Below are 23,113 nucleotides of genomic sequence, written 5' to 3'. Positions count from 1 at the left end.
ACCCATTAGTCAAAATAACCAGATATGCAATTTAACAGAGGTGATAAAGACGACAAGTTCTTACTGAACTTATACAGAAGATTGCTTTACCCTCGGATGGTTGAAGACAAAATGCTCAAACTCTTGCGTCAGGGTAGAATTGGCAAATGGTTTTCGGGCATTGGTCAGGAAGCAATTGCTGTTGGCAGCACCTTAGCGATGCAAAGCGATGAGTACATTTTACCCATGCACCGTAATTTGGGCGTTTTTACCGCTCGCGATATTCCCTTAAAAAAATTAATGGCTCAATGGCAAGGCAAAATTACAGGCTTCACCAAAGGCCGCGACCGCTCTTTCCATTTCGGTTCACAAGAATATAAAATAATAGGGATGATATCCCACCTTGGCCCACAGATGGCCTTAGCTGATGGCATTGCTCTGGCCGATGTTTTAGCCAACAAACCGCACGCTACACTAGTTTACACCGGAGAAGGGGCAACCAGTGAAGGCGATTTCCACGAGGCGGTAAATGTTGCCGCAGTTTGGAACCTTCCTGTTATTTTTCTGATCGAAAATAATGGATATGGCCTTTCCACTCCAAAATCAGAGCAGTTTAGATGTAAAAACCTGGTTGATAAGGCCATTGGTTATGGCGTAGAGGGTATTCAGATAGATGGGAATAATATTTTAGAAGTTTATGATACCATCAATCAACTGGCTATGGAAATCCGAAAAGATCCAAGACCGGTTTTGGTAGAATGCCTTACTTTCAGGATGCGTGGACATGAAGAAGCATCCGGCACTAAATATGTTCCACAAGAATTGTTGGATGAGTGGGGAAAGAAAGATCCTTTGAATAATTACGAAGCGTATTTAATTGAGCAGGGTATTTTAACCTCAGACTTAATTATCGACATCAAAATCCAGGTTAAAAGAGATATAGAGCTGGAAGTTGAAGAAGCTTTTAATGAAGATGAGCCTCTTGCGAATGCCGATCGGGAAGAGGCCGATATGTATTTCCCTTATCAGCAAGATGTTGTCCAATCTGGTCAAATTTCCACAGAAAAAAGATATTTAGATGCAATAACCGATGGATTAGACTTGGCCATGCAAAAGTATTCTAACCTCGTTTTAATGGGGCAGGATATTGCCGATTATGGTGGGGCTTTTAAAATTACAGATGGTTTTACTGCTAAATATGGAAAAAGCAGAGTCCGCAACACCCCTATTTGCGAATCGGCCATTGTAGGGGCAGGTTTAGGCCTATCCATAAACGGCTATAAGGCTGTTGTAGAAATGCAATTTGCAGATTTTGTAACTGTTGGCTTTAATCAGATCGTGAATAACCTGGCCAAAACGCATTACCGTTGGGGCGAAAGGGCCGATGTAGTGGTGCGCATGCCTACAGGTGCCGGAACAGGGGCTGGACCATTCCATTCACAAAGTAATGAAGCCTGGTTTACCAAAACACCGGGTTTAAAAATTGTTTATCCGGCTTTCCCTGAAGATGCGAAAGGTTTGCTGTTGGCAGCGATTGAAGATCCAAACCCAGTGCTTTATTTCGAGCACAAATACCTCTACAGGAGTTTAAGCACTCCTGTTCCTAATGGCTACTATACTACAGAGATTGGTAAAGCAGTTCGGCTTGCCGAAGGAAATAAATTCACGATCATTACCTACGGACTGGGTGTGCACTGGGCGTTAGATTACCTGAAGCAATATCCGGAAAGTGGCGCAACATTAATTGATCTGCGTACATTACAACCTTGGGATAAAGAGACTGTAAGCACAGCTGTTAAAGCAACCGGTAGGGTTTTAATTTTGCATGAGGATACCTTAACCAATGGCTTTGGCGCCGAACTATCTGCCTGGATTGGAGAGCACTGCTTCTCTGATCTCGATGCACCTGTAATGCGTTGTGCGAGCCTAGATACGGCAATTCCAATGAGTAAAGTATTGGAAGAAGATTTTTTAGCTAAAGCAAGACTAACAGAAACGATTGATAAATTATTGAAATATTAAATAGTTTTGCCACGGAAACACAGAAATCACGGAGAACATTAATTATTAATTCCGTGCCAATCCGTGTTTCCGTGGCTAATTTATATAAACAACATGAGCAATTTCAAAGTCGAAGGAAATATCATCAACATCACAAAGCGGAATATTTTCTTTGGCGAAGTAGAAGTTGAGGATGGAAAAATAAAATCAATCTCAAAAATTTCTGAACAGAAAGAAGGAGCACATTTTATCTCTCCAGGTTTTATAGATAGCCATGTGCATATCGAAAGCAGTATGTTAATTCCAAGTGAATTTGCGCGGTTAGCGGTAGTTCATGGAACGGTATCAACCATTAGCGATCCACACGAAATTGCCAACGTTTGTGGTATGGAAGGTGTAGAATTTATGATTGAAAATGGCAATACCGTGCCTTTTAAATTCAATTTTGGTGCCCCAAGCTGTGTTCCAGCTACCGTTTTTGAGACGGCCGGAGCTGAATTGGATCATGATGATGTAAAATCACTTTTAGAACGTCCTGAAATAAAATACCTGAGCGAAATGATGAATTTCCCAGGCGTACTTTATAAAGATGAAGAAGTTTTAAAAAAGATTGCGGCGGCGCACCTGTTGGGTAAACCTATTGATGGGCATGCCCCGGGCTTACGTGGCGATGCTGTTCAACAATACATCAATGCCGGAATTTCTACAGATCACGAATGTTTTACGGCAGCTGAAGCGCTGGATAAATTGCAGCGTGGCATGAAAATCCTTATCCGAGAAGGAAGTGCAGCCAAAAATTTTGAGGCACTGATCGATTTATTGAACGATTGGCCGGAAATGATGATGTTCTGCAGCGACGATAAACATCCTGATAGTTTAGTTGAAAACCATATTAATCAGCTCTGTGCAAGGGCCATAGAAAAAGGGATCAATATATTCAATATACTGCGGGCAGCATGCATCAATCCTATTCTTCACTATAAATTAGATGTTGGCTCACTTCAGATCAATGATGATGCAGATTTTATCGTGCTTGAAGATTTAAAAACATTCAAGGTTAAACAAACCTATATAGATGGGATATTGCTTGCCGAAAATGGAAAAATAGTGGGTAATTGGGTAAAACATGTCGAAGATCGAGAATCGGTAAACCATTTCGATTGCAGTTTGAAAAAGGAAGAAGATTTTATTTATCCATTCACCGGACAAAAAGAAATTCCAGTTATTGAAGCATTGGATGGACAATTGATTACGAATAGAATATCCGCAAAACCGAAAGTTTTAAATCAAAATATCATTAGTGATCCGGAAAACGATGTTTTAAAAATGGTGGTGGTAAACCGTTATCATGATGCCCCTATTGCAATATCCTTCGTTAAAAACTTTGGCTTAAAAGAAGGCGCCATTGCATCAAGTGTTGCACATGATAGTCATAACATTATTGCTGTCGGCGTAGACGATAAAAGTATCTGTGAAGCCGTAAATCTGGTGATTAATGAAACCGGTGGCGTAGTGGCATTGGGAAATGGGGAAAAAGAAGTTTTAGCTTTACCGGTAGCAGGCTTAATGAGTAACCATAACGGTTATCAGGTTGCAGAAAGTTATACTTCAATAGATCAATTTGCGAAAGATTTAGGCTCTACTTTGCTTGCCCCTTTCATGACGCTTTCTTTTATGGCTTTATTGGTAATTCCACACTTAAAACTGAGCGACAAAGGTTTATTTGATGGAGATGAGTTTAAGTTTGTGTAGCTGATTTGTCATTCTGGGCGCAGCGAAGAATCTGTTTACTATTGGCACTTCAAATGGCATTAATCTAAAGTATCTTCAAACGCAAAATGTAATTGCAGAGCTATTTTGCAAAAGATTCTTCATTGCATTCAGGATGACAGCAAATTAATCTTATTCCACTACAAAAACCTCTGCCAAAGGATTAAACAGATATAATCGCTTATCGTCTAAACATATACAGCGGTACCGCTTCCTAATGCGTTCGCCTTTGGTAAAACGCCGGCCATCTTTAATTTTAAAAGTGGTATTAATCGGCAATTGCTCCAAATGCAAAGTCTCGGTTTTATTGCTATCGTATTTTTTTAAGGCTCGCGATAAATGCAGATCAGAACAGCTGGATGCCGCCGGGTTCGACATATAATTATCAATCGCTTTGTGGATATCGGCTGGAAAGATATTCAGTTCAAAAAAGGGAACCATCATCCGCTGAAAGTTCTTCTTCCACTCTGTGCCATGCGGTTTTACTTTATTCTTGAAATCGTTCCAGGTGAGTAAATGCGCGAACTCGTGTACGGTAGTAACCAGAAAGGCGTAATGATTGAGGTTAAAATTCACCGAAATGCGATGCCCTTTGCCCTGATAAGGATGGCGGTAATCGCCCAATTTTGTAGAACGGGTTTTAGAAATCTTAAATTCACATTGAAAATAATCTATCCATTTTGCAATTAGCGGTGCCGCTGGTTCGGGCATGTACTGCGCTAAAACTTTAACCTTTTCCATTTAACCGCAAAGTTCGCAAAGTTTTTCGCAAAGGAAACAAAATATTCATATAGCTTTTAACCACAGAGGGCACTGAGTTTGCACAGAGGAAACAGAGATTATTTTAATATCCATTTACTACCCGCTCAATTCCATCTTTTAATCTTAAAACATTAAAATCCATTAATAACCCGAATCTATATCCACCTAATTTCATATAGGTTAACATTTGTGCAAGATGAATATCATTTAGGGAATCTATACTTTTAAATTCTAAAACCAATCTATTCTCAACCAAGATATCAATTCGATAACCACAATCCAACTTTACATCTTCAAATCGCAGGGGCATTATTTTTTCTTTTTCAACTTGAAAACCTGCCTTATCAATCTTATAAAACAAACATTCCTTGTAAGCACTCTCTAGCAAACCGGGACCCAGGGCTGTATGAACATCTATAGCCAATCCAATAATGGTTCTTGTTAATAAATCTTCTTTCATAACACTTTGTGTTCTCTGTGCCTTACCTCTCTTTTCTCCGTGGTTAAAACATTTTATTCTTCAGATGGAAACAACGATGCCAATACCAGCTTGATCTCCCCGAAAGAATAATCTTTCCCTAAAAACTCCCTTATCGTAGCCATCGATTTTGTTTTCTGGCTTTCCACCGCATCACTGATATTTTTGATTTTATTGGCCTTTACCAGTTTGGTTACATCCAATTGCTGTGTAGAAACATAATAAGCCAAATGCCCCTCAATGGTACCGGCAGAAAAGCCACGCTCTTTTGCAATTTCGTCGATGATTTTGCCCTGCTCATACAGCTCGAAGCTCACTAACTTGGTATCAATCTTTGGCTCTTTTTTCTTTTTCTCTGCTGCAGATTTTACTTTAAGCGTTTCTCCTTTTAGCTGAATGGCTTTTTGGAGTTGGTTGTTTCTTTCGACCGTATTCAACAGTGCATCGGTATCGGCTTTGCTAAACTCTTTCCCAGCAATGAGCGCTTGCAACAATGCTTTGCTTTTATGCATTTTTTTCAATTGCTCGTACACCAAAATTTCGAGTTCTAACAGTTCTGTAACATAGGTTTTAATCTGCTTTTCTTCTTTGATCACTTCGATTTGGATCAGGAAACGGTCTGAAATTTCCTTAACTAAGGGATTAAAATATTTTAAGGCAGCCTCTACCCTTTTCGATATATTAAATAAAGTATGTTCGGTTTGCTGTGCGAACAGGTTTTTGAGCTGATTAACAAATGTATCGGCTGTGGCTGTTATTTTTTGAAAGTCGGTATAAACAGTATCGGTCCAATCTTCGTGCTTTTGCTTGGTCGATTTTTCGCTTTTATCAAAAGTCTGGCGGTGTTCTTTTAAGTAATAGCGGATCAGGTTCAAATCAAATGCGGCAAGCAAATAACTGCGGATAAAAGTATAACTCTCTATACTGATCTGCTCGTTCAACACTTCCGAAGGTTGTTTTGTTTTAGAGAAGTAATGCACATTTTGGTCCTGTTGCAAACCACTCTCGCGAAGATGAGACGTTAAAACCAAACCCTTTAATGAGCGTAAACGCGACAAGGCGACATAGGCCTGGCCAGGTGCAAAAGCATCGCCTACATCAATAATTGCCTTATCAAAGGTTAAACCTTGACTTTTATGCACGGTGATTGCCCAGGCCAGCTTAATCGGGTATTGGATAAACGAACCTGCTACATTTTCTTTGATTTCGTTGGTTGCTTCATCCAATTTATATTTTACGTTCTCCCATGTATAGGGTGAAATCTGGATCACCACTTTGTCTTCAGGCAGTTCAATTTCAACTACATCCTTTTCGATGTGGTGCACCACGCCGATCTTACCATTGTAATACCGCTTTTCGACCGTCATGTCATTTTTAATAAACATTACCTGTGCACCTACCTTTAATTCTAAACTTTTATCATTCGGGTAAGCATATTCATTAAATTCACCCTGAATCTTTGCATCAAAAAAGTAAGATTTGGTTTTCAGCTGTGTTAACCTTTCGCGGTTAATGCCATCAGCTTTATTGTTATGGGTGGTTAAAGTGATATAATTTTCATCTGCCGAGGGCTTAAAATCCTGTTTAAAATGCTGTCTGAGCAAAGTTGTATCTTCTGCGGTGATTTTGTTGTTCCGTAGGTTGTTGAGCAAATCGATAAAAACAGCATCATCTTGACGGTAAATTTTGTCCAGCTCGATATAAACCGGTGGATTATCCTGCAGGGCCAGGGCATCGAAGAAATAAATGCTCTTATAAAATTTAGCCATGATGCGCCACTCATCGTTTTTTACCACAGGTGGCAGCTGGTTCAGATCGCCTATAAACAATAACTGTACTCCGCCGAACGGAAGGTTTCTGTTCCTGCGCACATAACGTAAAGCGAAATCTATGGCATCGAGCATATCAGCCCGCAACATACTTACCTCATCTATAACAAGTAACTCCAGTTCCTGCAACATGCGGCGTTTATTGCCTTGCATGTTTAGGTGTTTCACTAAAGTTTTTGGCGTATTGAAGTTAAAATTGATATTTTCATTAATCAAGGCGCCAGCAGCATCAGGAAAAAAAGCCCCAAAAGGAAGTTGGAAAAGCGAATGGATAGTTACCCCAGCTGCATTGATTGCGGCAATACCCGTTGGTGCCACAATTAAGGCTTTTTTGTGCGTAAGCTGGATGAGTTTCCGTAAAAAAGTTGTTTTACCTGTTCCTGCTTTTCCGGTCAAGAAAACGTGTTTTGAGGTATAATTAACAAATTTAGCCGCAATTTCTGCGGGCATAGAAGTTTCTTCTAAAGTGGGCATCGGCAGTAAAATTTTAGTCAACAATAAACGGAGGGATGAATAAAGCTAAACATTTTAGCACAAAACTAAACAATGATTGGTGAGAAAATTTAACTTTAAGCGGATATTTTTGGTCTAAACCTTTATTTAATCGATAATTTCTTAATTATTGAATCAAAAAACCTCAATAGAATTACTGCAGAAGCAACCTAAACCTGACAGCAACGGCAGCCTCCGATTCTTCAATCGGAGCTATAGTGTATGGCAGGACTGCAATAACAAAAGAACCATTGCCCCTGCTTTTCAAAAGCAATAAACACGCAACCTATTTTCAATTAAACAATTAACCTATTCAAACTTTAAGCAAATTCCTTATCTTTGCGGCCTGATGAAACAACAATATTCAAATCTTATCGCTGTTAAATTCCTTTAACAAGGTTTCATCACTCTTTACACCCAAAATTTTATTATGCTTAACCCTGAAATAGAAAAACGTAAAACCTTTGCCATTATTAGCCACCCCGATGCGGGCAAAACCACATTGACAGAAAAATTTCTGCTTTTTGGTGGTGCTATTAATACTGCCGGTGCGGTAAAAAGGAACAAAGCGAACCAGAGTAATACCTCCGATTTTATGGAGATCGAAAAGCAACGTGGTATCTCGGTTGCAACTTCTGTTATGGGATTTGAATATAGCGGTAAACGCATCAATATTCTCGATACACCTGGTCACAAAGATTTTGCGGAAGATACCTACAGAACCTTATCGGCGGTAGATAGTGTTATTTTGGTAGTAGATTGTGTAAAGGGTGTGGAGGAACAGACCGAAAAACTGATGTCGGTTTGCCGCATGCGTAACACCCCGGTAATTATCTTCATCAACAAAATGGACCGTGAAGGTAAAGAGGCTTACGATTTATTGGATGAAATTGAAGAAAAATTAAATATCAGCCTTTGTCCGCTTTCCTGGCCTATTGGTCAGGGACATACGTTTAAAGGTGTTTACAGCATTTATAACAAACATTTAAATTTATTCAATTCAGACAAAACCAAAGTAACCGATTCGGTTGTGGCGGCCAGTGATTTAAATGATCCATCTTTATTGAATTACCTTAAAGAGAACGAAATCAATACCCTTAAAGATGACGTTGAATTGGTCGACGGTATCTACGGGAAGATAGATAAGGATTTATATACCGATGGCTTGGTTGCACCAGTATTTTTTGGCAGTGCGATTAATAATTTCGGGATAAAAGAACTCCTGGATACCTTTATTGATATTGCCCCGAGCCCTCGACATAGAGAGGCTGAAGAGCGTGATGTACTGGTTGAAGAGAAAAATTTCAGTGGCTTTGTATTTAAGATCCACGCCAACTTAGATCCAAAACACCGCGACAGGATTGCCTTTTTAAGGATCTGCTCTGGCAAGTTTGAACGTAATAAATTCTATTACCATACCCGCCAGGATAAGAAACTGAAATTCTCCAACCCGATGGACTTTATGGCGAACGAAAAAAGTATTGTTGAAGAGGCGTGGCCAGGTGATGTGGTGGGTTTATACGATAGTGGCAACTTTAAAATTGGCGATACTTTAACCGAAGGCGAAAAGCTGCAGTTTAAAGGTATCCCTAGTTTCTCTCCATCTATTTTTAAAGAGGTAGAAAATATGGATCCAATGCGTACCAAACAATTGGAAAAAGGTATTGAGCAGTTAACCGATGAAGGAGTTGCGCAGTTATTTGTTATGCAGCCTGGAAACAGGAAAGTGATCGGTGCGGTTGGTGAGCTTCAGTTCGAGGTAATCAACTTCAGGTTAGAGCACGAATATGGTGCAAAATGTCGTTTCCGAACCTTGAGTTATACCCGATCGAGCTGGGTAACTTCCACCGACAGAAAGAAACTGGATGAATTTGTAAAACGTAAACAACAGCACATCGGTTTCGATAAAGAAGCCAATCCGGTTTATCTGGCTGATAGTGAATACATGATTAATTTAACCAAACAGGATTATCCTGATATCGATTTCCATAAAACCAGCGAGTTTAAGAGTTAAAATTGAATGACAGGGTGATTGAATGAGAGATTTTATTAGCGGAATTGCCAATATTCTCTCATTCAAAATTCAATTACTAATATCCATTCCCTCTTTAGTTTCGTATTGACTAAAAGTTTGTTCCAAACGCCTTTTAATTTTTGAAATCAACAATCGTGGCGAAAGCACTTTAACACACTCTCCAAAGCCTAAAATTTCGCGCTCCAGTTCATAGTTTAGTACCACATCGATCCTAAAAGTTGTTGTTTTCTCGTTCTTACTTAATACTACCTGCGATTGATGCATCGGTTTCGTTACGACGTAGGGCGCATGATCGTTGGTAAATTCGAGGATTACTTTTTGTGCACGGTCACGTTCGTTTTTCGTTACACCGATCAGATCTTCATAATACCGATCAAAATCTACGCCTTGATAACTTACAAATTCTTCGTTAGGCAATTCCTGAAATTCTACTATCCTATCCAATGCCAAATTTAAGATCCCTGGCCGTTTTTTCGCTTTACAGATCAAAAACCATCTGTTGCGGTATTCTTTTAACAGATACGGATAGTAAATTCCCTGTTGTGATTGTTGTGCCTTGAACGATTTATATTCTATTAATAAAGATCGTTTATTTAAAACCGCCTGATACAAAGGCGGGATACATTCTAAACCTTTAACCAGCTTATTACTCTCCAATTGAATATTATTTCCACTCTGTTTGGTCGATTTGTAGAGGTTATTTTCTAAACGGGCAATCATATCGCTCATTTCGTCGAAATAATTGAAGGCATTGAACTGTTTCAGTACACCTACAATTTCTTTCATTTTATCTACATCAGCGTTATTGATTGGTGCTTTGGTAATGCTAAAACCAGAATCTTCGTAGGCATAAAAACGTTTATCCTTCACCACAATCGGCGCATTATAGCCAAGCTTATCACTCCGCATGAGCTGGATATCAGCCTGAATGGTCCGTTTGCTTACCCCGGTGGTAATCCCTTCAAGCTCGTACAGGGTTGCCGATACCTTTTCGATAAGATCTTCTAGTGTCCATTTACGGTAACGGTTCTTCAAGCAATCGTCGATGGTTTTATACCGGATGAGCGCCAATTTATTTACTGCCATTTTTAATCAATTTGAGTACGAAGCTAAAAATCTGATCGAAAAGCTTAACTAAATATAGCAAAGCATTTATCATCTACGCAATACAACTGCGTAATTAGAGGATAAAAGAAAAAATATAATGGAAAAATTAAATTTATCAATCTAATTATCAACAAATTAGTTCTTTTATACAAAAATAAATTTTACTACGCAAATCTGCCGCGTAGTGGTGGTGGCATCTTTGTAATGTCGCCAGTCGATAAAGTTCTTTGATAAATGTTAATAACAACAATCTGATTGACAGAAACAGTTTACTGTTCTAAATGATATGCGCTCTCGTTTATGAAGCCCCTGTTCGGGATACGCCGGACAGGGTTACATTAGTAGTGGTTATCATAATCAGATTGATATAAGGAAATCCCGAAAGGGATGGCGATACTAAATAAAACTTATCCAATGTTGTGGGTTTCGGAATAGCCCCAAAGTATTCGGGCAAATTGCTTAGAATATGCTGATAAGAATTATGATAGATTGTCTAAAACACGTTGTGTGCCGTGGGTTCGAATCCCACTTCCGATATACCGGAATAGCTCAGGGGTTAGAGTACCAACCAAAATGCAGGTTCGAATCCTGCTTCCAACCATCACTTGGAATAGCAAAATGGTAATGCAATGGAATTAGGATCCATCTAAAGAAGGGCAACTTTTCAAATCGCTCAAAAGAACAGCATTGCAAAACCGCATTCGGCTTTAAGATTTTTGATGAATCTGAACGCAATTTGCCTTTTGCTTTGAAAGTAAAAACGATGAAAGAGCTGATTTAAAAATCAAATCTCGCCGAAAAATTTATTTAAATCCTCGGATTTACCTACTTGCTAAAGCTTGATTTCATTCTTAAAAACATCAAGATTCAATTTGCTTCCGCAAGAAAAAAATGAATGTGCTTTTGCAATGCTTTGTAAAACAAAAATTAAATAATTATAAATCTTAACATCAAAAAAACATGAAAAGAGTAACAATTAACACCAATTATGTTGGATTGGTGTTTAAAAAAGGAAAATTAAAAAACGTTTTAACAGCTGGAACTTACTGGTTAGGTTTCGGTGAAGACATGACTTTGTATGATATGGCAAAAGAGTACTATTACACAGTTGCCGAATTGGATATCTTATTGGAAAACACAGATTTTGTGAATTTGATTCACTTGGTAAGTGTTGCCGATAATGAATTGGCCTTGGTTTATCAAAACAAAAATTTCAAGAACGTTTTAACGGCTGGCAGACACGCCATCTGGAAAGGTTTGTCTGCATATGACTTTATTAAAGTAGATATCAGTAACATCAAAATTGATGAAACCATTGATAAAAACTTATTGGAGAAAGCACCATTATTGAATTATATCAGGGCTTATAAAGTAGAATCTTTTGAAAAAGCTTTATTGTTTATTGATGGTAAATTTGAAAACGTATTGGAAGCAGGAAACTATGTTTACTGGAAAAACAGTACTACCGTTCAAGTTTTGAAAACCGATATGAGACAATTGAATATGGAGATTATCGGACAAGAAATCTTAACAAAGGATAAAGCGCAACTGAGGGTAAATTTCAGCATTCAATATAAAGTTGATGACATCATCAAGGCCTTATTGGAGAACAAAGAATTTGAAAAACAATTATACATCACCATGCAATTAGCATTAAGAGAATGTATTGGCTTAATGACTTTTGACGAATTGATGGAAAGCAAAGAAAAAATTGCTGAAATGGTAATGGCCATCACCTTGGATAAGGTTGAAAACTTGGGTGTAAAATTAACCAACTGTGGTGTTAAAGACATCGTTTTACCTGGCGACGTTAAAGAAATTATGAACCAGGTTTTAGTGGCCGAAAAAAGAGCCCAAGCCAATATCATTACCCGGAGAGAAGAAACGGCCTCGACCAGAAGTTTGTTGAATACAGCCAAATTGATGGAAGACAACGCTATGTTGTATAAGTTGAAAGAGATGGAGTATGTAGAGAAAATCGCAGAAAAAATCAACAACATCAGCTTATCGGGTAGTGGACAAATTGTAGATCAATTGAAACAAATCTTCGTAAAATAAATTAAATTTAGAAACTCCTCGGTTAGGTGAGTATTACCTGCCGGGGATTGAACAAGAAATAAAATGAAAACTACAATAATAAACAGACTTGCAGAAATAGAAAGATCAAATGATATCAAAATATTATTTGCATGTGAATCAGGTAGCAGGGGATGGGAATTTCCATCACCGGATAGTGATTTCGATGTCCGCTTTATTTATGTACGCCCGCTCAACTTTTATCTTTCGGTTCAGGATAAGGATGATCAATTGGGTTTTCCTATTAATGATGAACTGGATATTTACGGATGGGATATAAAGAAAGTACTTAAACTGATCCGGAAATCGAACACCACTCCTTTCGAGTGGTTACAATCACCTATAGTTTATGGAGAAAAGGATCATTTCAAGGAAGAATTATGGACATTATGCCAATCTTATTTTTACAGGAAGACAAATATCAACCATTATTTAGGAATAGCACACAGTGCGCTAGAAACCGTAGTAAACAGTGACGAAATCAAAATAAAAAAGCTTTTTTATGTACTTCGCCCCCTACTTTCGGCCAAATGGTGCTTAGAAAAAAATACAATAGCGCCAATGACCATTGGACCACTTTTGAACTTAATACCAGAACACCTTCAAAAGTTGGTAAAAGACCTGATTACACTAAAGTCAACCGCTGCAGAAGGATATATTATTAAAATACATCCTGAGCTAAGTAACTATATTGATGAGGAATTTAAAAACTGTACTGAAGGCGCTAAAGATTTACCAAAAGAAAGTTTTGATTCAGAAATGCTCGACATCTTTTTTAGAAAAACAATAAACCGTCATGACGATTAAAGATTTAAAGGACAAAAACCTATTATTATTCGAATGTTTAAGCGGTAGTAAAGCCTATGGATTAGCCACTCCACAATCTGACACTGATATAAAGGGAATATATTATATGCCAAAAGAAATGTTTTTTGGCCTGAAGTATATCCCTCAAATCAGCAATGAAAGTAATGACGAAGTATATTATGAAATTGGCCGTTTTATTGAATTACTGATTAAGAACAACCCCAATATTGTCGAAATTTTAGCTACTCCGGAAGACTGTATCTTATATAAACACCCAATAATGGACAAGCTTAGAATCGAGATGATTTTATCAAAATTATGTAAGGATACTTTTGGTGGCTATGCTTTAACCCAGATTAGAAAAGCAAAGGGATTAAACAAAAAAATATTAAACCCAATGCCTAAAACCCGGAAAACGGTATTAGACTTTTGTTTCATCACGGTAAACTATTCATCTGTAAAAGCGAAAACCTGGCTTACAAAAAATGGCATTTCGAAAGCTGATTGTGGATTGTCCAAAATCCCTAATGCTAAAGATCTGTATGCTTTGTTTCATGATGCGGAGAAGAAATTGAATTATAAAGGGATTGCGAACAAGGAAGCGGCAAATGAGGTTTCGGTCTCGTCAATACCTGCAGGAGAACAAGAAATTGCCTATTTATTTTTTAACAAGGATAGCTATTCATCTTATTGCAAGGAGTATAATGAATATTGGGAATGGGTAGAAAAAAGAAATGAAGACAGGTACAGCTTAAATAAAAGCCATGGCAAAGATTACGATGCCAAAAACATGATGCATACCATTAGGCTTTTGCAAGTAGCGCTTGAGATTGTGCGGGATGGAAAATTAAGTGTAAAAAGACAAAATCGGGAGGAGTTGCTTTTAATTAAAAGAGGAGAACTTGATTACGATGAAGTATTAAAAAAGGCAGAAAAACTAATGCTGCTAATAGAACAAGAAACAACAAAAAGTAAGCTTCAGGAAAAACCAGATGCTCAACTAATCGAATCGTTACTTGTTGAGATGAGAGCAGAACTTTATGCCAATTAAAAGATTAAACAATGAACAACAACATAACAGGGAAAGACCTTATAGAAATAGGCTATTCCGAAGGAAAAATAGTAGGGATGGCTTTAGATATCCTGAAAGAAAATTTTGCGGATATTGAGGAAAAAGAATTACTCGCCTTATTTAAAAAAGTAAAAGATTATCCGGAAAGTTTTTTGGATGACGAGGTATTAAATGTATTGGCAACTGCTGTGATCGAGGAAGCCAATCCAAAATCAGATGGGACCATTGAACTGATCAGCAATGCTAAAGATTATTCAATTTTCGGTGCCGATTATATAGAAGAAGGTGCCAGGAATCAAATGGATATCGCCATGAAACTGCCTGTTTCGGTAGCTGGGGCATTAATGCCCGATGCCCACCAAGGCTATGGTTTACCAATTGGTGGTGTATTAGCGACTAGAAATGCAATTATCCCTTATGGTGTAGGTGTAGATATCGGTTGTAGAATGGCTTTAAGTATTTTCGATATTCCAGAGAAACATTATTTCGGGAAAGATGCAATGTATAAACGCGAGTTAATTGCTTTTACCAAATTTGGTGCGGGTCAAAATTTTAAAGGTAATGAAAGAGCTGATCATGACGTTTTAGAAAATGACGCATTTAATGCTACTCCTTTTCTTAAAAATTTACACGGAAAGGCTTGGGCACAACTGGGTACTTCGGGTGGTGGGAATCACTTTGTAGAATGGGGGATAATTGATTTTGCCGAACGCGATGAGATTTTAAATATCGATAAAGGCCGTTACGTAGCATTATTGACCCATTCGGGTTCCCGTGGCTTTGGCGCAACCATTGCAGGTCATTACACCAAACTGGCCAAAGACATCTGTAAGCTCCCTAAAGAGGCTGCAAACCTGGCTTATTTGGATCTAAATTCTGCCGAAGGGCAAGAGTATTGGATTGCCATGAACTTAGCAGGCGATTATGCTTCAGCCTGTCACGAGGTAATTCATAAAAGATTAACCAAGGCGATTGGCGCTAAAGTTTTAGCCAAGGTAGAAAACCACCATAATTTCGCATGGAAAGAAATGCTTGATGGAGAAGAAGTAATTGTGCACCGAAAGGGTGCTACACCGGCTGGTAAAGGTGTGATGGGGATTATTCCAGGAAGTATGACAGCTCCAGGGTTTTTGGTTAGGGGAAAAGGAGAAATGAGTGCAATCAATTCAGCTTCGCATGGAGCAGGACGTCAAATGAGCCGAACAAAAGCGATTCAATCGATTACCAAATCGGATATGAAAGCGATTTTGAAAGATCATAACGTTACCTTAATTGGTGCGGGTTTAGATGAAGCGCCAATGGCCTATAAAGACATTAACAAAGTGATGGCAGCACAAACTGAACTGGTTGATGTAGTGGCCAAATTTGAACCAAAGATGGTGAGAATGGCTGATGATGGAAGTAGGGAGGACTAGTTGGGAGTTTTTAGTTTGGGGTCTTGAGTCCAAAGGTCCCTAGTCTGAAGTCAGAAATACAATCCTATAAAAAATCGTCATCTCGACTGGAGCGCAGCGAAATGGAGAGATCTATAATAGATTTCTCGACTGCACTGCACTCCGCTCGAAATGACGATCAAATCCATAAAAAAGCCTCTTCAAAATTAACTGAAGAGGCTTTCTTTATACTTATAATCTTATTTCAACTTACTCAAAGCGGTTTTAATCCTTGGCAACATATCTTTAATATCCTGCAAGGTACAAGCACCAACCGAAGCCCTGAACCAAGGCATGCTATCTTCATTTCCAAAAGCAGAGAACGGAACCAAAGCTGCTCCAGCTTCTTTGATCAGGTAAAAATTCACATCCGCACTGTCTTTTAAAAGCTGACCATCTTCAGTAGTTTTCCCGATATAATCGATTTTGATTGTTAAATAAATTGCACCCATTGGCTCAACAGCATCAACATTAAACCCTTCGTTCTTTAGCTCATTAAAACCATTATAAAGTGCATTTAAGCTATCTTGAATCTGGCCTTTAAAACTGGTTAAGAAAGTATCAACCTGTGCTTTATCGTTAAAATAATTAGACATGGCCACTTGCTCGGCTTTTGGCGCCCAGGCACCCATATGACCGACCAAAGCTTTCATTCTATTGATAATATCTTCCGGACCAAAACCCCAACCTACACGTACACCAGTTGCCGCCAAACATTTCGAACTACCATCAACAAAAACCGTAAACGGACGCATTGCAGGGCGCAAAGAAACTGGGTTTACATGCTCTTTTCCGAAGGTTAAAAGCGAATAAATCTGATCATACATCATGTATAACGGTTTTTCATCAGCTGCACGAGATGCATTTTCCTCTAAAACAGCATCACAGATTTCAGCTAAGGAATCGGCATCGAACATGGTTCCTGTCGGGTTTAATGGCGAACACAGCGCCAATAAGGTTGCCCCTTTTAAATGTGGTTTTAATTGCGCTGCCGTTGGCATAAAATTATGCGCAGCATCGGTTTCTACCGCAATTGTTTTTGCCGAAGTTAAGTGAGAATAGTGGTTGTTGTTCCAAGATGGTGCAGGGAAAACCACAGTATCTCCAAGATCGATCAAAGCCAGGTAAGTAGCATAAATTAAAGGGCGTGAACCACCAGAAACTAAAATGCTGTTGGTGTTGTATTCTAACCCAAATCTATCCTTTAACAATTCCGAAACTGTTTCGCGCAAAGGCAAAACACCATCAGCAGGCGGATAATTGGTTTGGTTGGCATTGTACGCTTCTACAATGCCAGCTTTTAATTCAGTTGGGATTGGGTAAATGTTTGCGTCAAAATCGCCTATGGTTAAATTAGCGATCGAAGCACCTTTACGCTTCATTTCGTTAACTTCATTACCGATTTTTATAATTTCTGAGCCGATCAATGAACTGGCCAATACTGAAACTTTCATATATTATTATTTATTATCGCCTTTATAATTAGCGAATTAAATCTTCTATTGCTTTATTCACTTTTCCGAAACCAAATTGAGACAGCACACCCTGCATTGCTGCAGAAACCTGTTCGTTACAAAGGTTGCCAATGCTTCCCTCATGCGTATGATGTATTTGGCCAGATGGTGCAAAACTACCATTTTCTATCTGTTCGCCAACAATTTTATAAGCCTCTCTAAATGGAACACCTTGGAGCGCCAGATCATTCACTACTTCAACGCTAAACAGGTAATCGTATTTTTTATCCTTTAAAATATCATCCTTTATCGTGATGTTCTGGAACATAAAAGTAGCGATCTCCAAACATTCGTTTAAAGAAGTAATTGCTGGAAAAAGATTTTCTTTCAGCAATTGTAAATCGCGGTGATAACCTGATGGCAAATTCGTAATCATCATGGCAATTTCATTCGGCAAAGCCTGAATTTTATTGCAACGCGAACGGATCAACTCAAAAACATCAGGGTTTTTCTTGTGCGGCATAATACTCGAACCTGTAGTAAGCTCTGCCGGAAAACTGATGAATCCAAAATTCTGATTAATGAATAAACACACATCCATCGCCATTTTAGCTAAGGTTGCTGCAACTGCACTCATTGCCTGTGCTAAAATCCTTTCCGTTTTACCTCTGCCCATCTGCGCATAAACTACATTGTAGTTTAAACTTTCAAAACCTAGCAAATTGGTTGTTAAAGTCCTGTTTAAAGGGAATGAAGAACCATAACCAGCAGCTGACCCTAGTGGATTCTTATTACAGATTTTCCAGGCAGCCAACATCAGTTCCATATCATCTGCCAGGCTTTCGGCATAAGCACCAAACCACAAACCAAAAGACGATGGCATGGCAATCTGCAAATGCGTATAACCCGGCATCAATTTATCTTTGTGTGTATTGCTCAGCTCAATTAGCTTATTAAACAAGGTTGAGGTTTGGCCAACCATATCTTCGATACAAGCCCTAAAGAACAGTTTCAAATCAACCAGCACCTGATCGTTACGCGAACGCCCACTATGGATTTTCTTGCCTGCTTCGCCAATACGTTGTGTAAGCAACCACTCTACCTGTGAGTGCACATCTTCTACACTGTCTTCGATGGTGAAATTTCCAGCTTCAATTTCAGCATAAATATTTTTCAACTCTTGTTGAACCGTTTTCAGTTCTTCAGCTGTTAGCAAATTAATGCTTTCTAACATCTGTGTATGCGCCAAAGAGCCCAATACATCAAACTTTGCCATTTGCAGATCCAGTTCACGATCTTTACCAACCGTAAAACGCTCTACAAACTGATTTACATCTATATTTTTTTGCCAAATCTTCATTTTAAATTTATTTAACCGCAAAGGGCGCTAAGTTTTCCGCAAAGCACACAAGGCTATTCTATCATTTTACCACAGTACGCAGCGTTTTTCACAGCAAACACAAGGTTTGTAAAGTGTATGAAAGCATCTAAATTGGGCATCCAAGCCACCATCAACCTTAAACCCTCAACCTTCTATAACCGGTTTAAGCATATTTACATACCCCGCTACCCCCTCTGCTACTTCTCGCACATACAAAAACTCATCAGCCATATGCGAGCGACCAGAAAATCCTGGGCCACATTTTACTGATGGGATATCTAACAATGCCTGATCGGAAGTAGTAGGCGAACCATAAGTAGTTTTTCCAAGGGCAACACCAGCTTGAACAACCGGATGGTTTTTATCAATCGATGATGGTTTTAAGCGGATAGACCGTGGGGTAACATCACAATCAACATTTGCCCTGATAATCTCTAAAACCTCTTCATTAGTGTAAGCATCGGTTACACGAACATCAACCGTAAAATTACAATTTGCAGGTACAACATTGTGCTGCGAACCTGCGTTGATAATCGTAACGGTCATTTTTAATGGCCCGAAAACCTCCGAAACTTTTGGAAACTGATAGTTTCTAAACCATTCGATATCTTTTAATGCTTTGTAAATCGCATTCTCTCCCTCTTCACGTGCCGCATGACCGGCTTTACCATGCGATACACAATCTAACACTAACAAACCGCGCTCGGCAATGGCTAAATTCATTTCTGTAGGCTCGCCTACGATACCAAACTCCAGTTCTCCCAAATCGGGAAGAACCAGTTCTAATCCATTATTACCAGAAATTTCTTCCTCGGCAGTCGCTGCCAAACAGATATTGTATTTTAAATTTTCCTGCTCATAATAATACAAAAAGGTTCCGATTAGCGATACTAAACAACCACCAGCATCATTACTGCCCAAACCAAACAGTTTATCACCTTCAATTGCGGCATCATAAGGGTCGCGGGTGTAACCAGAATTAGGCTTAACCGTATCGTGATGTGAATTTAAAAGCAATGTTGGCTTAGCAGGATCAAAATGTTTGTTGTAAGCCCAAACGTTATTCATTTTACGCTGCGTCTCAACGCCTCTCTCCTCTAAAAACTGCGCAATTAAATTCGCCGTCCGATCTTCTTCTTTACTAAAAGACTGGATGCGGATCAACTGTCGCAATAAATCCAGGCTTTCTTTTTGTATATTTTCTAATAACATAGTATCAAGTAATTAGTATCAAGTATTAAGACTAAACCCGTCTTTAAACTTTCTACCTTTTATTTTGGCTTTCAGTTTTATGTTTGCAATTAAGACCTTATGCCCTAAACTCTAACCCTCTTTAGTATACAGATTCCCAGCTTTTAAAGCCGAAAGTTTAATACCTTTTATCAATGATGAGCTAAAACCGTTATGTTCCATTTCATTTAAACCTGCTATGGTACAACCTTTCGGCGAAGTTACCTTATCTATTTCTGATTCTGGGTGTGTTCCATGTAATAAAAGCAAATCAGCCGCTCCTTTAGCCGTTTGAACAGCCATTTTTAAAGCTTCATCCGCATGAAAACCGATTTCTACCCCACCTTGCGACGCAGCCCTGATTGCCCTTAAAAAGAACGCAATCCCGCAGGCACAAAGCGCTGTTGCCGAAGTCATTAAATCTTCATTAATTTTCACAACAGAACCAACCGTTTCGAACATTTTGGTTACACTTGCAATATTTGCTGCTGATGCATTATCGCTGGCCATGCAAGTCATCGATTGACCAATAGCAATTGCTGTGTTAGGCATTACCCTGATTACCTCAACAGCATCACCTAATTTTTCCCTTACCGCAGCACAGCTCACGCCAGAAATTACCGAAATAACCAAATGTTTGGCCGGAACAATTGAAGTTTGAATTTCATCTAAAACCGTATTTAATTGTTGCGGCAGAACAGCCAAAATCACAACATCAGCATCAACTACAGCTTGTTTATTGTTATTGCTTACCTTAAAACCGGCTTCGGCGAATGATTTTAAATGATCAATATTTCTACGGGTAAGCGTAATGTCGCCTGCTTGAGCAAAATCGGCCTTTACTAAACCTTTCGCTAAAGATAAACCGATATTTCCGCTACCAATTATGGCTATTTTTTTTGTCATGATTATTAATTTTCCTGCGGGTTCGTTACAGATTAATTGATTATACAGATTTAAATTTACTTTTGAAAAGCAATTTCAGTAATTCTATTGATGTTCAGTCCTGCTATTCGTTGCAAGTCCCGATGAAAAATCGGGAGCTTTTCACTACTATCAGGTTTAGATGGCAAAGTCAGCAATTAATCGGTTTCTTTTCCATACCAGGGCAAAACTTTTTACCACTAAAGCGCAAGGGCACTAAATTAGATTAATAATCCTTTGTGTTCTTCGTGCCTTGGTGGTTAAAAACCTACTTTAACATCTTAGTTCCAAAGGTTCCTTCTTCAAGCTCACCAAGTTCATCGGCCTTACCAATATAAACTGCAGAAACTCCTTTTTTAATCGCTTCAAAGGCATTATGCAGTTTAGGGATCATTCCACCTTTCACAGTTCCATCGGCTTTTAAACCTTCAAACTCATCAGCTTTGATTTCTCTTACCACAGAAGCATCATCATTAACGTTCCTAAGTACTCCTTTTTTCTCAAAGCAATATACCAAACGGGTTTCATATAAGCTTGACATAGCCACCGCAACAGAAGAGGCTATGGTATCAGCATTGGTATTTAGAAGCTGAGTATCACCATCGTGTGTAATGGCACATAAAACCGGAACAAAGCCAGCATTTAATAAAGCGCCTAAAGTACTTGCTGAAACAGAATTTTCATCTAAATCGCCCACAAAGCCGTAATCAATAACTGCACCTGCCATAGGGCCCGCCTCTGCACCATAAGTTTTGGTACTAACAGGCCTTTTTTTCGCTTTAATGATATTACCATCTGCACCGGTTAAACCAATCGCATTACTTCCTTTGGCCTGTAGTTGGGCAACCATATTTTTATTGATCAGTCCGGCGTAAACCATAGTTACAATACGCAGCGTCTCAATATCGGTAATTCTTCTACCCTCAACCATTTTGGCCTCAATGCCCAATGATTCGCCCAGTTCAGTTGCAATTTTACCCCCGCCGTGCACCAGGATTTTATCTCCTGGCAATGCAGTAAAATCCAATAAAAACTGGTGTAGGTTTTCGGAATTATCGATTACGTTTCCACCGATTTTTATGATAGTGAGTTGTTTCATAATTTATTCTTACCGTGGTTCGTGTCTGCACGAACCACATTAATTGTTTTGTTTCACCATATTAATAATTTCGGTTCGTGAGGACACGAACCGAGGCATATGATTTACAATTCCTCCAACATCGCTTTAATTACTGCCTGCGCCGCCCATAAACGGTTCCCGGCTTCGTGAATAACCAATGAATTTGGTCCATCCAAAATCTCCGATGATAATTCCAGATCGCGGCGTACAGGCAAGCAATGCATCACTTTAGCATCGTTTGTGAATTTTAATTTCTCATTATTCATCATCCAGCCATCAGGATAAGTTAACACTTTTCCATACTCTTTATAACTACTCCAGTTCTTCACATACACATAATCAGCACCGGCCAAAGCTTCTTCTAAATTATACTGAATATCGGCATTAGGCGTAAAATCATCCGAAAGCTCGTAACCCTCTGGTTGCGCAATGGCAAAATCGATCATTCCTTCTGCCTGAGCCTTGCACATCCACTCTGCAAAAGAATTTGGTACTGCCTGGGGCAAAGCCTTTACATGAGGCGCCCAAGCCAAAACTACCTTTGGTTTGCGCCCATCAGGTTTCTTTGTCCAGGTTTCGTGAATGGTAATAATATCGGCAAAGCTTTGTAAAGGGTGACGTGTTGCACTCTCCAAACTCACTACAGGTACAGCACAATATTTCACAAATTTATTGAAGAAATCTTCGCTATAATCTTCCTCACGGTTATTCAGTTTTGGAAAAGAACGCAAGCCTAAAATATCGCAATATTGGCCCATCACCGCAGCAGCTTCGCGGATATGTTCAACTGTCGAGCCATTCATCACTACACCATCCTGTGTTTCTAAAGCCCAACCTTCTTTGTCCAGATTCATCACCATTACATTCATACCTAAGTTTAAGGCCGCTTTTTGGGTACTTAACCGGGTACGTAAACTTGGATTCATAAAAACTAAACCTAAGGTTTTGTTCTTACCTAAATCTTGGTGCGCATAAGGATTCGCCTTTAACGCTAGCGCATCATTTACAAACTGTTTGATGCTTGGAACATCGTGTACGGAAGTGAAAAGTTTCATATTAAGGTATAAGGTTTAAGGTGTAGGGTTTAAGGTTTTTCCTTTCCACCTGCTCTTAAAAATTTCAATAAACAAGCTTGCATTAATTTTATTCATTGTCGTCATTGC

Annotated in this window: 17 protein-coding genes and 1 tRNA gene; 8 read left to right on the top strand and 10 right to left on the bottom strand. The window is 38.9% G+C overall.

What is annotated here, in order from left to right:
• Window positions 1-24 precede the first annotated feature (24 nt).
• Window positions 25-2,001, top strand: a complete 1,977-nt coding sequence (locus LQ227_RS10810; protein ID WP_230149340.1) for a thiamine pyrophosphate-dependent enzyme — start codon at window positions 25-27, stop codon at window positions 1,999-2,001.
• A gap of 93 nt (window positions 2,002-2,094) precedes the next feature.
• Window positions 2,095-3,732 (top strand): adenine deaminase, encoded by a 1,638-nt coding sequence (gene ade, locus LQ227_RS10805; protein WP_230149338.1) that lies wholly within the window; start codon window positions 2,095-2,097, stop codon window positions 3,730-3,732.
• A 150-nt stretch (window positions 3,733-3,882) separates the two neighbouring features.
• Here the strand turns inward: ade and LQ227_RS10800 are convergent, their stop codons facing one another.
• From LQ227_RS10800 to LQ227_RS25595, 3 genes are all read right to left on the bottom strand, one after another.
• A complete protein-coding gene (locus tag LQ227_RS10800) occupies window positions 3,883-4,491 on the bottom strand; it encodes a SprT-like domain-containing protein (RefSeq protein ID WP_230149336.1) in 609 nt (202 codons plus the stop codon).
• Window positions 4,492-4,594: 103 nt separating this feature from the next.
• Window positions 4,595-4,972, bottom strand: a complete 378-nt coding sequence (locus LQ227_RS10795) for a GxxExxY protein (RefSeq protein ID WP_230144377.1) — start codon at window positions 4,970-4,972, stop codon at window positions 4,595-4,597.
• A gap of 53 nt (window positions 4,973-5,025) precedes the next feature.
• Window positions 5,026-7,293 (bottom strand): helix-turn-helix domain-containing protein, encoded by a 2,268-nt coding sequence (locus LQ227_RS25595; RefSeq protein ID WP_305800128.1) that lies wholly within the window; start codon window positions 7,291-7,293, stop codon window positions 5,026-5,028.
• A gap of 448 nt (window positions 7,294-7,741) precedes the next feature.
• Here LQ227_RS25595 and LQ227_RS10775 point away from each other — a divergent pair, with 448 nt between their 5' ends.
• Complete coding sequence (locus LQ227_RS10775) at window positions 7,742-9,325, top strand: peptide chain release factor 3 (RefSeq protein ID WP_029274134.1); 1,584 nt, start codon at window positions 7,742-7,744, stop codon at window positions 9,323-9,325.
• A gap of 69 nt (window positions 9,326-9,394) precedes the next feature.
• On the opposite strand, the gene LQ227_RS10770 is transcribed toward LQ227_RS10775, so the two are convergent.
• Window positions 9,395-10,432 carry a YafY family protein gene (locus LQ227_RS10770; RefSeq protein ID WP_230144376.1) on the bottom strand — a complete coding sequence of 346 codons (1,038 nt, stop codon included), beginning with the start codon at window positions 10,430-10,432 and terminating at the stop codon, window positions 9,395-9,397.
• Window positions 10,433-10,993: 561 nt separating this feature from the next.
• Between LQ227_RS10770 and LQ227_RS10765 the strand changes: the two genes are divergently transcribed.
• The 5 genes from LQ227_RS10765 (at window position 10,994) to LQ227_RS10745 (ending at window position 15,823) form a co-directional block, all read left to right on the top strand.
• Window positions 10,994-11,054, top strand: a tRNA-OTHER gene (locus LQ227_RS10765).
• 359 nt (window positions 11,055-11,413) lie between these two features.
• A complete protein-coding gene (locus LQ227_RS10760) occupies window positions 11,414-12,511 on the top strand; it encodes a slipin family protein (RefSeq protein WP_230149334.1) in 1,098 nt (365 codons plus the stop codon).
• Window positions 12,512-12,574: 63 nt separating this feature from the next.
• Window positions 12,575-13,336, top strand: coding sequence for a nucleotidyltransferase domain-containing protein (locus LQ227_RS10755; protein WP_230149332.1), 762 nt, complete (start codon window positions 12,575-12,577; stop codon window positions 13,334-13,336).
• Window positions 13,326-14,387: a DNA polymerase beta superfamily protein gene (locus LQ227_RS10750; RefSeq protein WP_230149330.1), complete on the top strand. Its 1,062-nt coding sequence runs from the start codon at window positions 13,326-13,328 to the stop codon at window positions 14,385-14,387. Before LQ227_RS10755 ends, LQ227_RS10750 begins: the two co-directional genes overlap by 11 nt.
• 11 nt (window positions 14,388-14,398) lie before the next feature.
• Window positions 14,399-15,823, top strand: coding sequence for an RtcB family protein (locus LQ227_RS10745; protein WP_230149328.1), 1,425 nt, complete (start codon window positions 14,399-14,401; stop codon window positions 15,821-15,823).
• Between the two features lie 218 nt (window positions 15,824-16,041).
• On the opposite strand, the gene LQ227_RS10740 is transcribed toward LQ227_RS10745, so the two are convergent.
• The 6 genes from LQ227_RS10740 to LQ227_RS10715 all read right to left on the bottom strand — a co-directional run bounded on the left by LQ227_RS10740 (window position 16,042) and on the right by LQ227_RS10715 (window position 23,005).
• Entirely contained in the window at window positions 16,042-17,295 is a 1,254-nt protein-coding gene (locus LQ227_RS10740) for a pyridoxal phosphate-dependent aminotransferase (protein ID WP_230149326.1), read from the bottom strand.
• A 28-nt stretch (window positions 17,296-17,323) separates the two neighbouring features.
• Window positions 17,324-18,655, bottom strand: coding sequence for an argininosuccinate lyase (argH, locus tag LQ227_RS10735; protein WP_230144370.1), 1,332 nt, complete (start codon window positions 18,653-18,655; stop codon window positions 17,324-17,326).
• Window positions 18,656-18,820: 165 nt separating this feature from the next.
• Window positions 18,821-19,888, bottom strand: a complete 1,068-nt coding sequence (locus LQ227_RS10730; RefSeq protein ID WP_230144369.1) for a M20 family metallo-hydrolase — start codon at window positions 19,886-19,888, stop codon at window positions 18,821-18,823.
• Window positions 19,889-19,999: 111 nt separating this feature from the next.
• Complete coding sequence (proC, locus tag LQ227_RS10725) at window positions 20,000-20,812, bottom strand: pyrroline-5-carboxylate reductase (protein ID WP_230144368.1); 813 nt, start codon at window positions 20,810-20,812, stop codon at window positions 20,000-20,002.
• 286 nt (window positions 20,813-21,098) lie between these two features.
• A complete protein-coding gene (argB, locus tag LQ227_RS10720) occupies window positions 21,099-21,929 on the bottom strand; it encodes an acetylglutamate kinase (protein ID WP_230149324.1) in 831 nt (276 codons plus the stop codon).
• Between the two features lie 104 nt (window positions 21,930-22,033).
• Window positions 22,034-23,005: an acetylornithine carbamoyltransferase gene (locus LQ227_RS10715; protein ID WP_230149322.1), complete on the bottom strand. Its 972-nt coding sequence runs from the start codon at window positions 23,003-23,005 to the stop codon at window positions 22,034-22,036.
• Window positions 23,006-23,113 lie beyond the last annotated feature (108 nt).

Source organism: Pedobacter sp. Bi27 (genome assembly GCF_918698255.1).
Lineage (GTDB): Bacteria > Bacteroidota > Bacteroidia > Sphingobacteriales > Sphingobacteriaceae > Pedobacter.
Note: the sequence above shows the minus strand (reverse complement) of the source record. Positions and strands in the feature narration are given on the sequence as shown.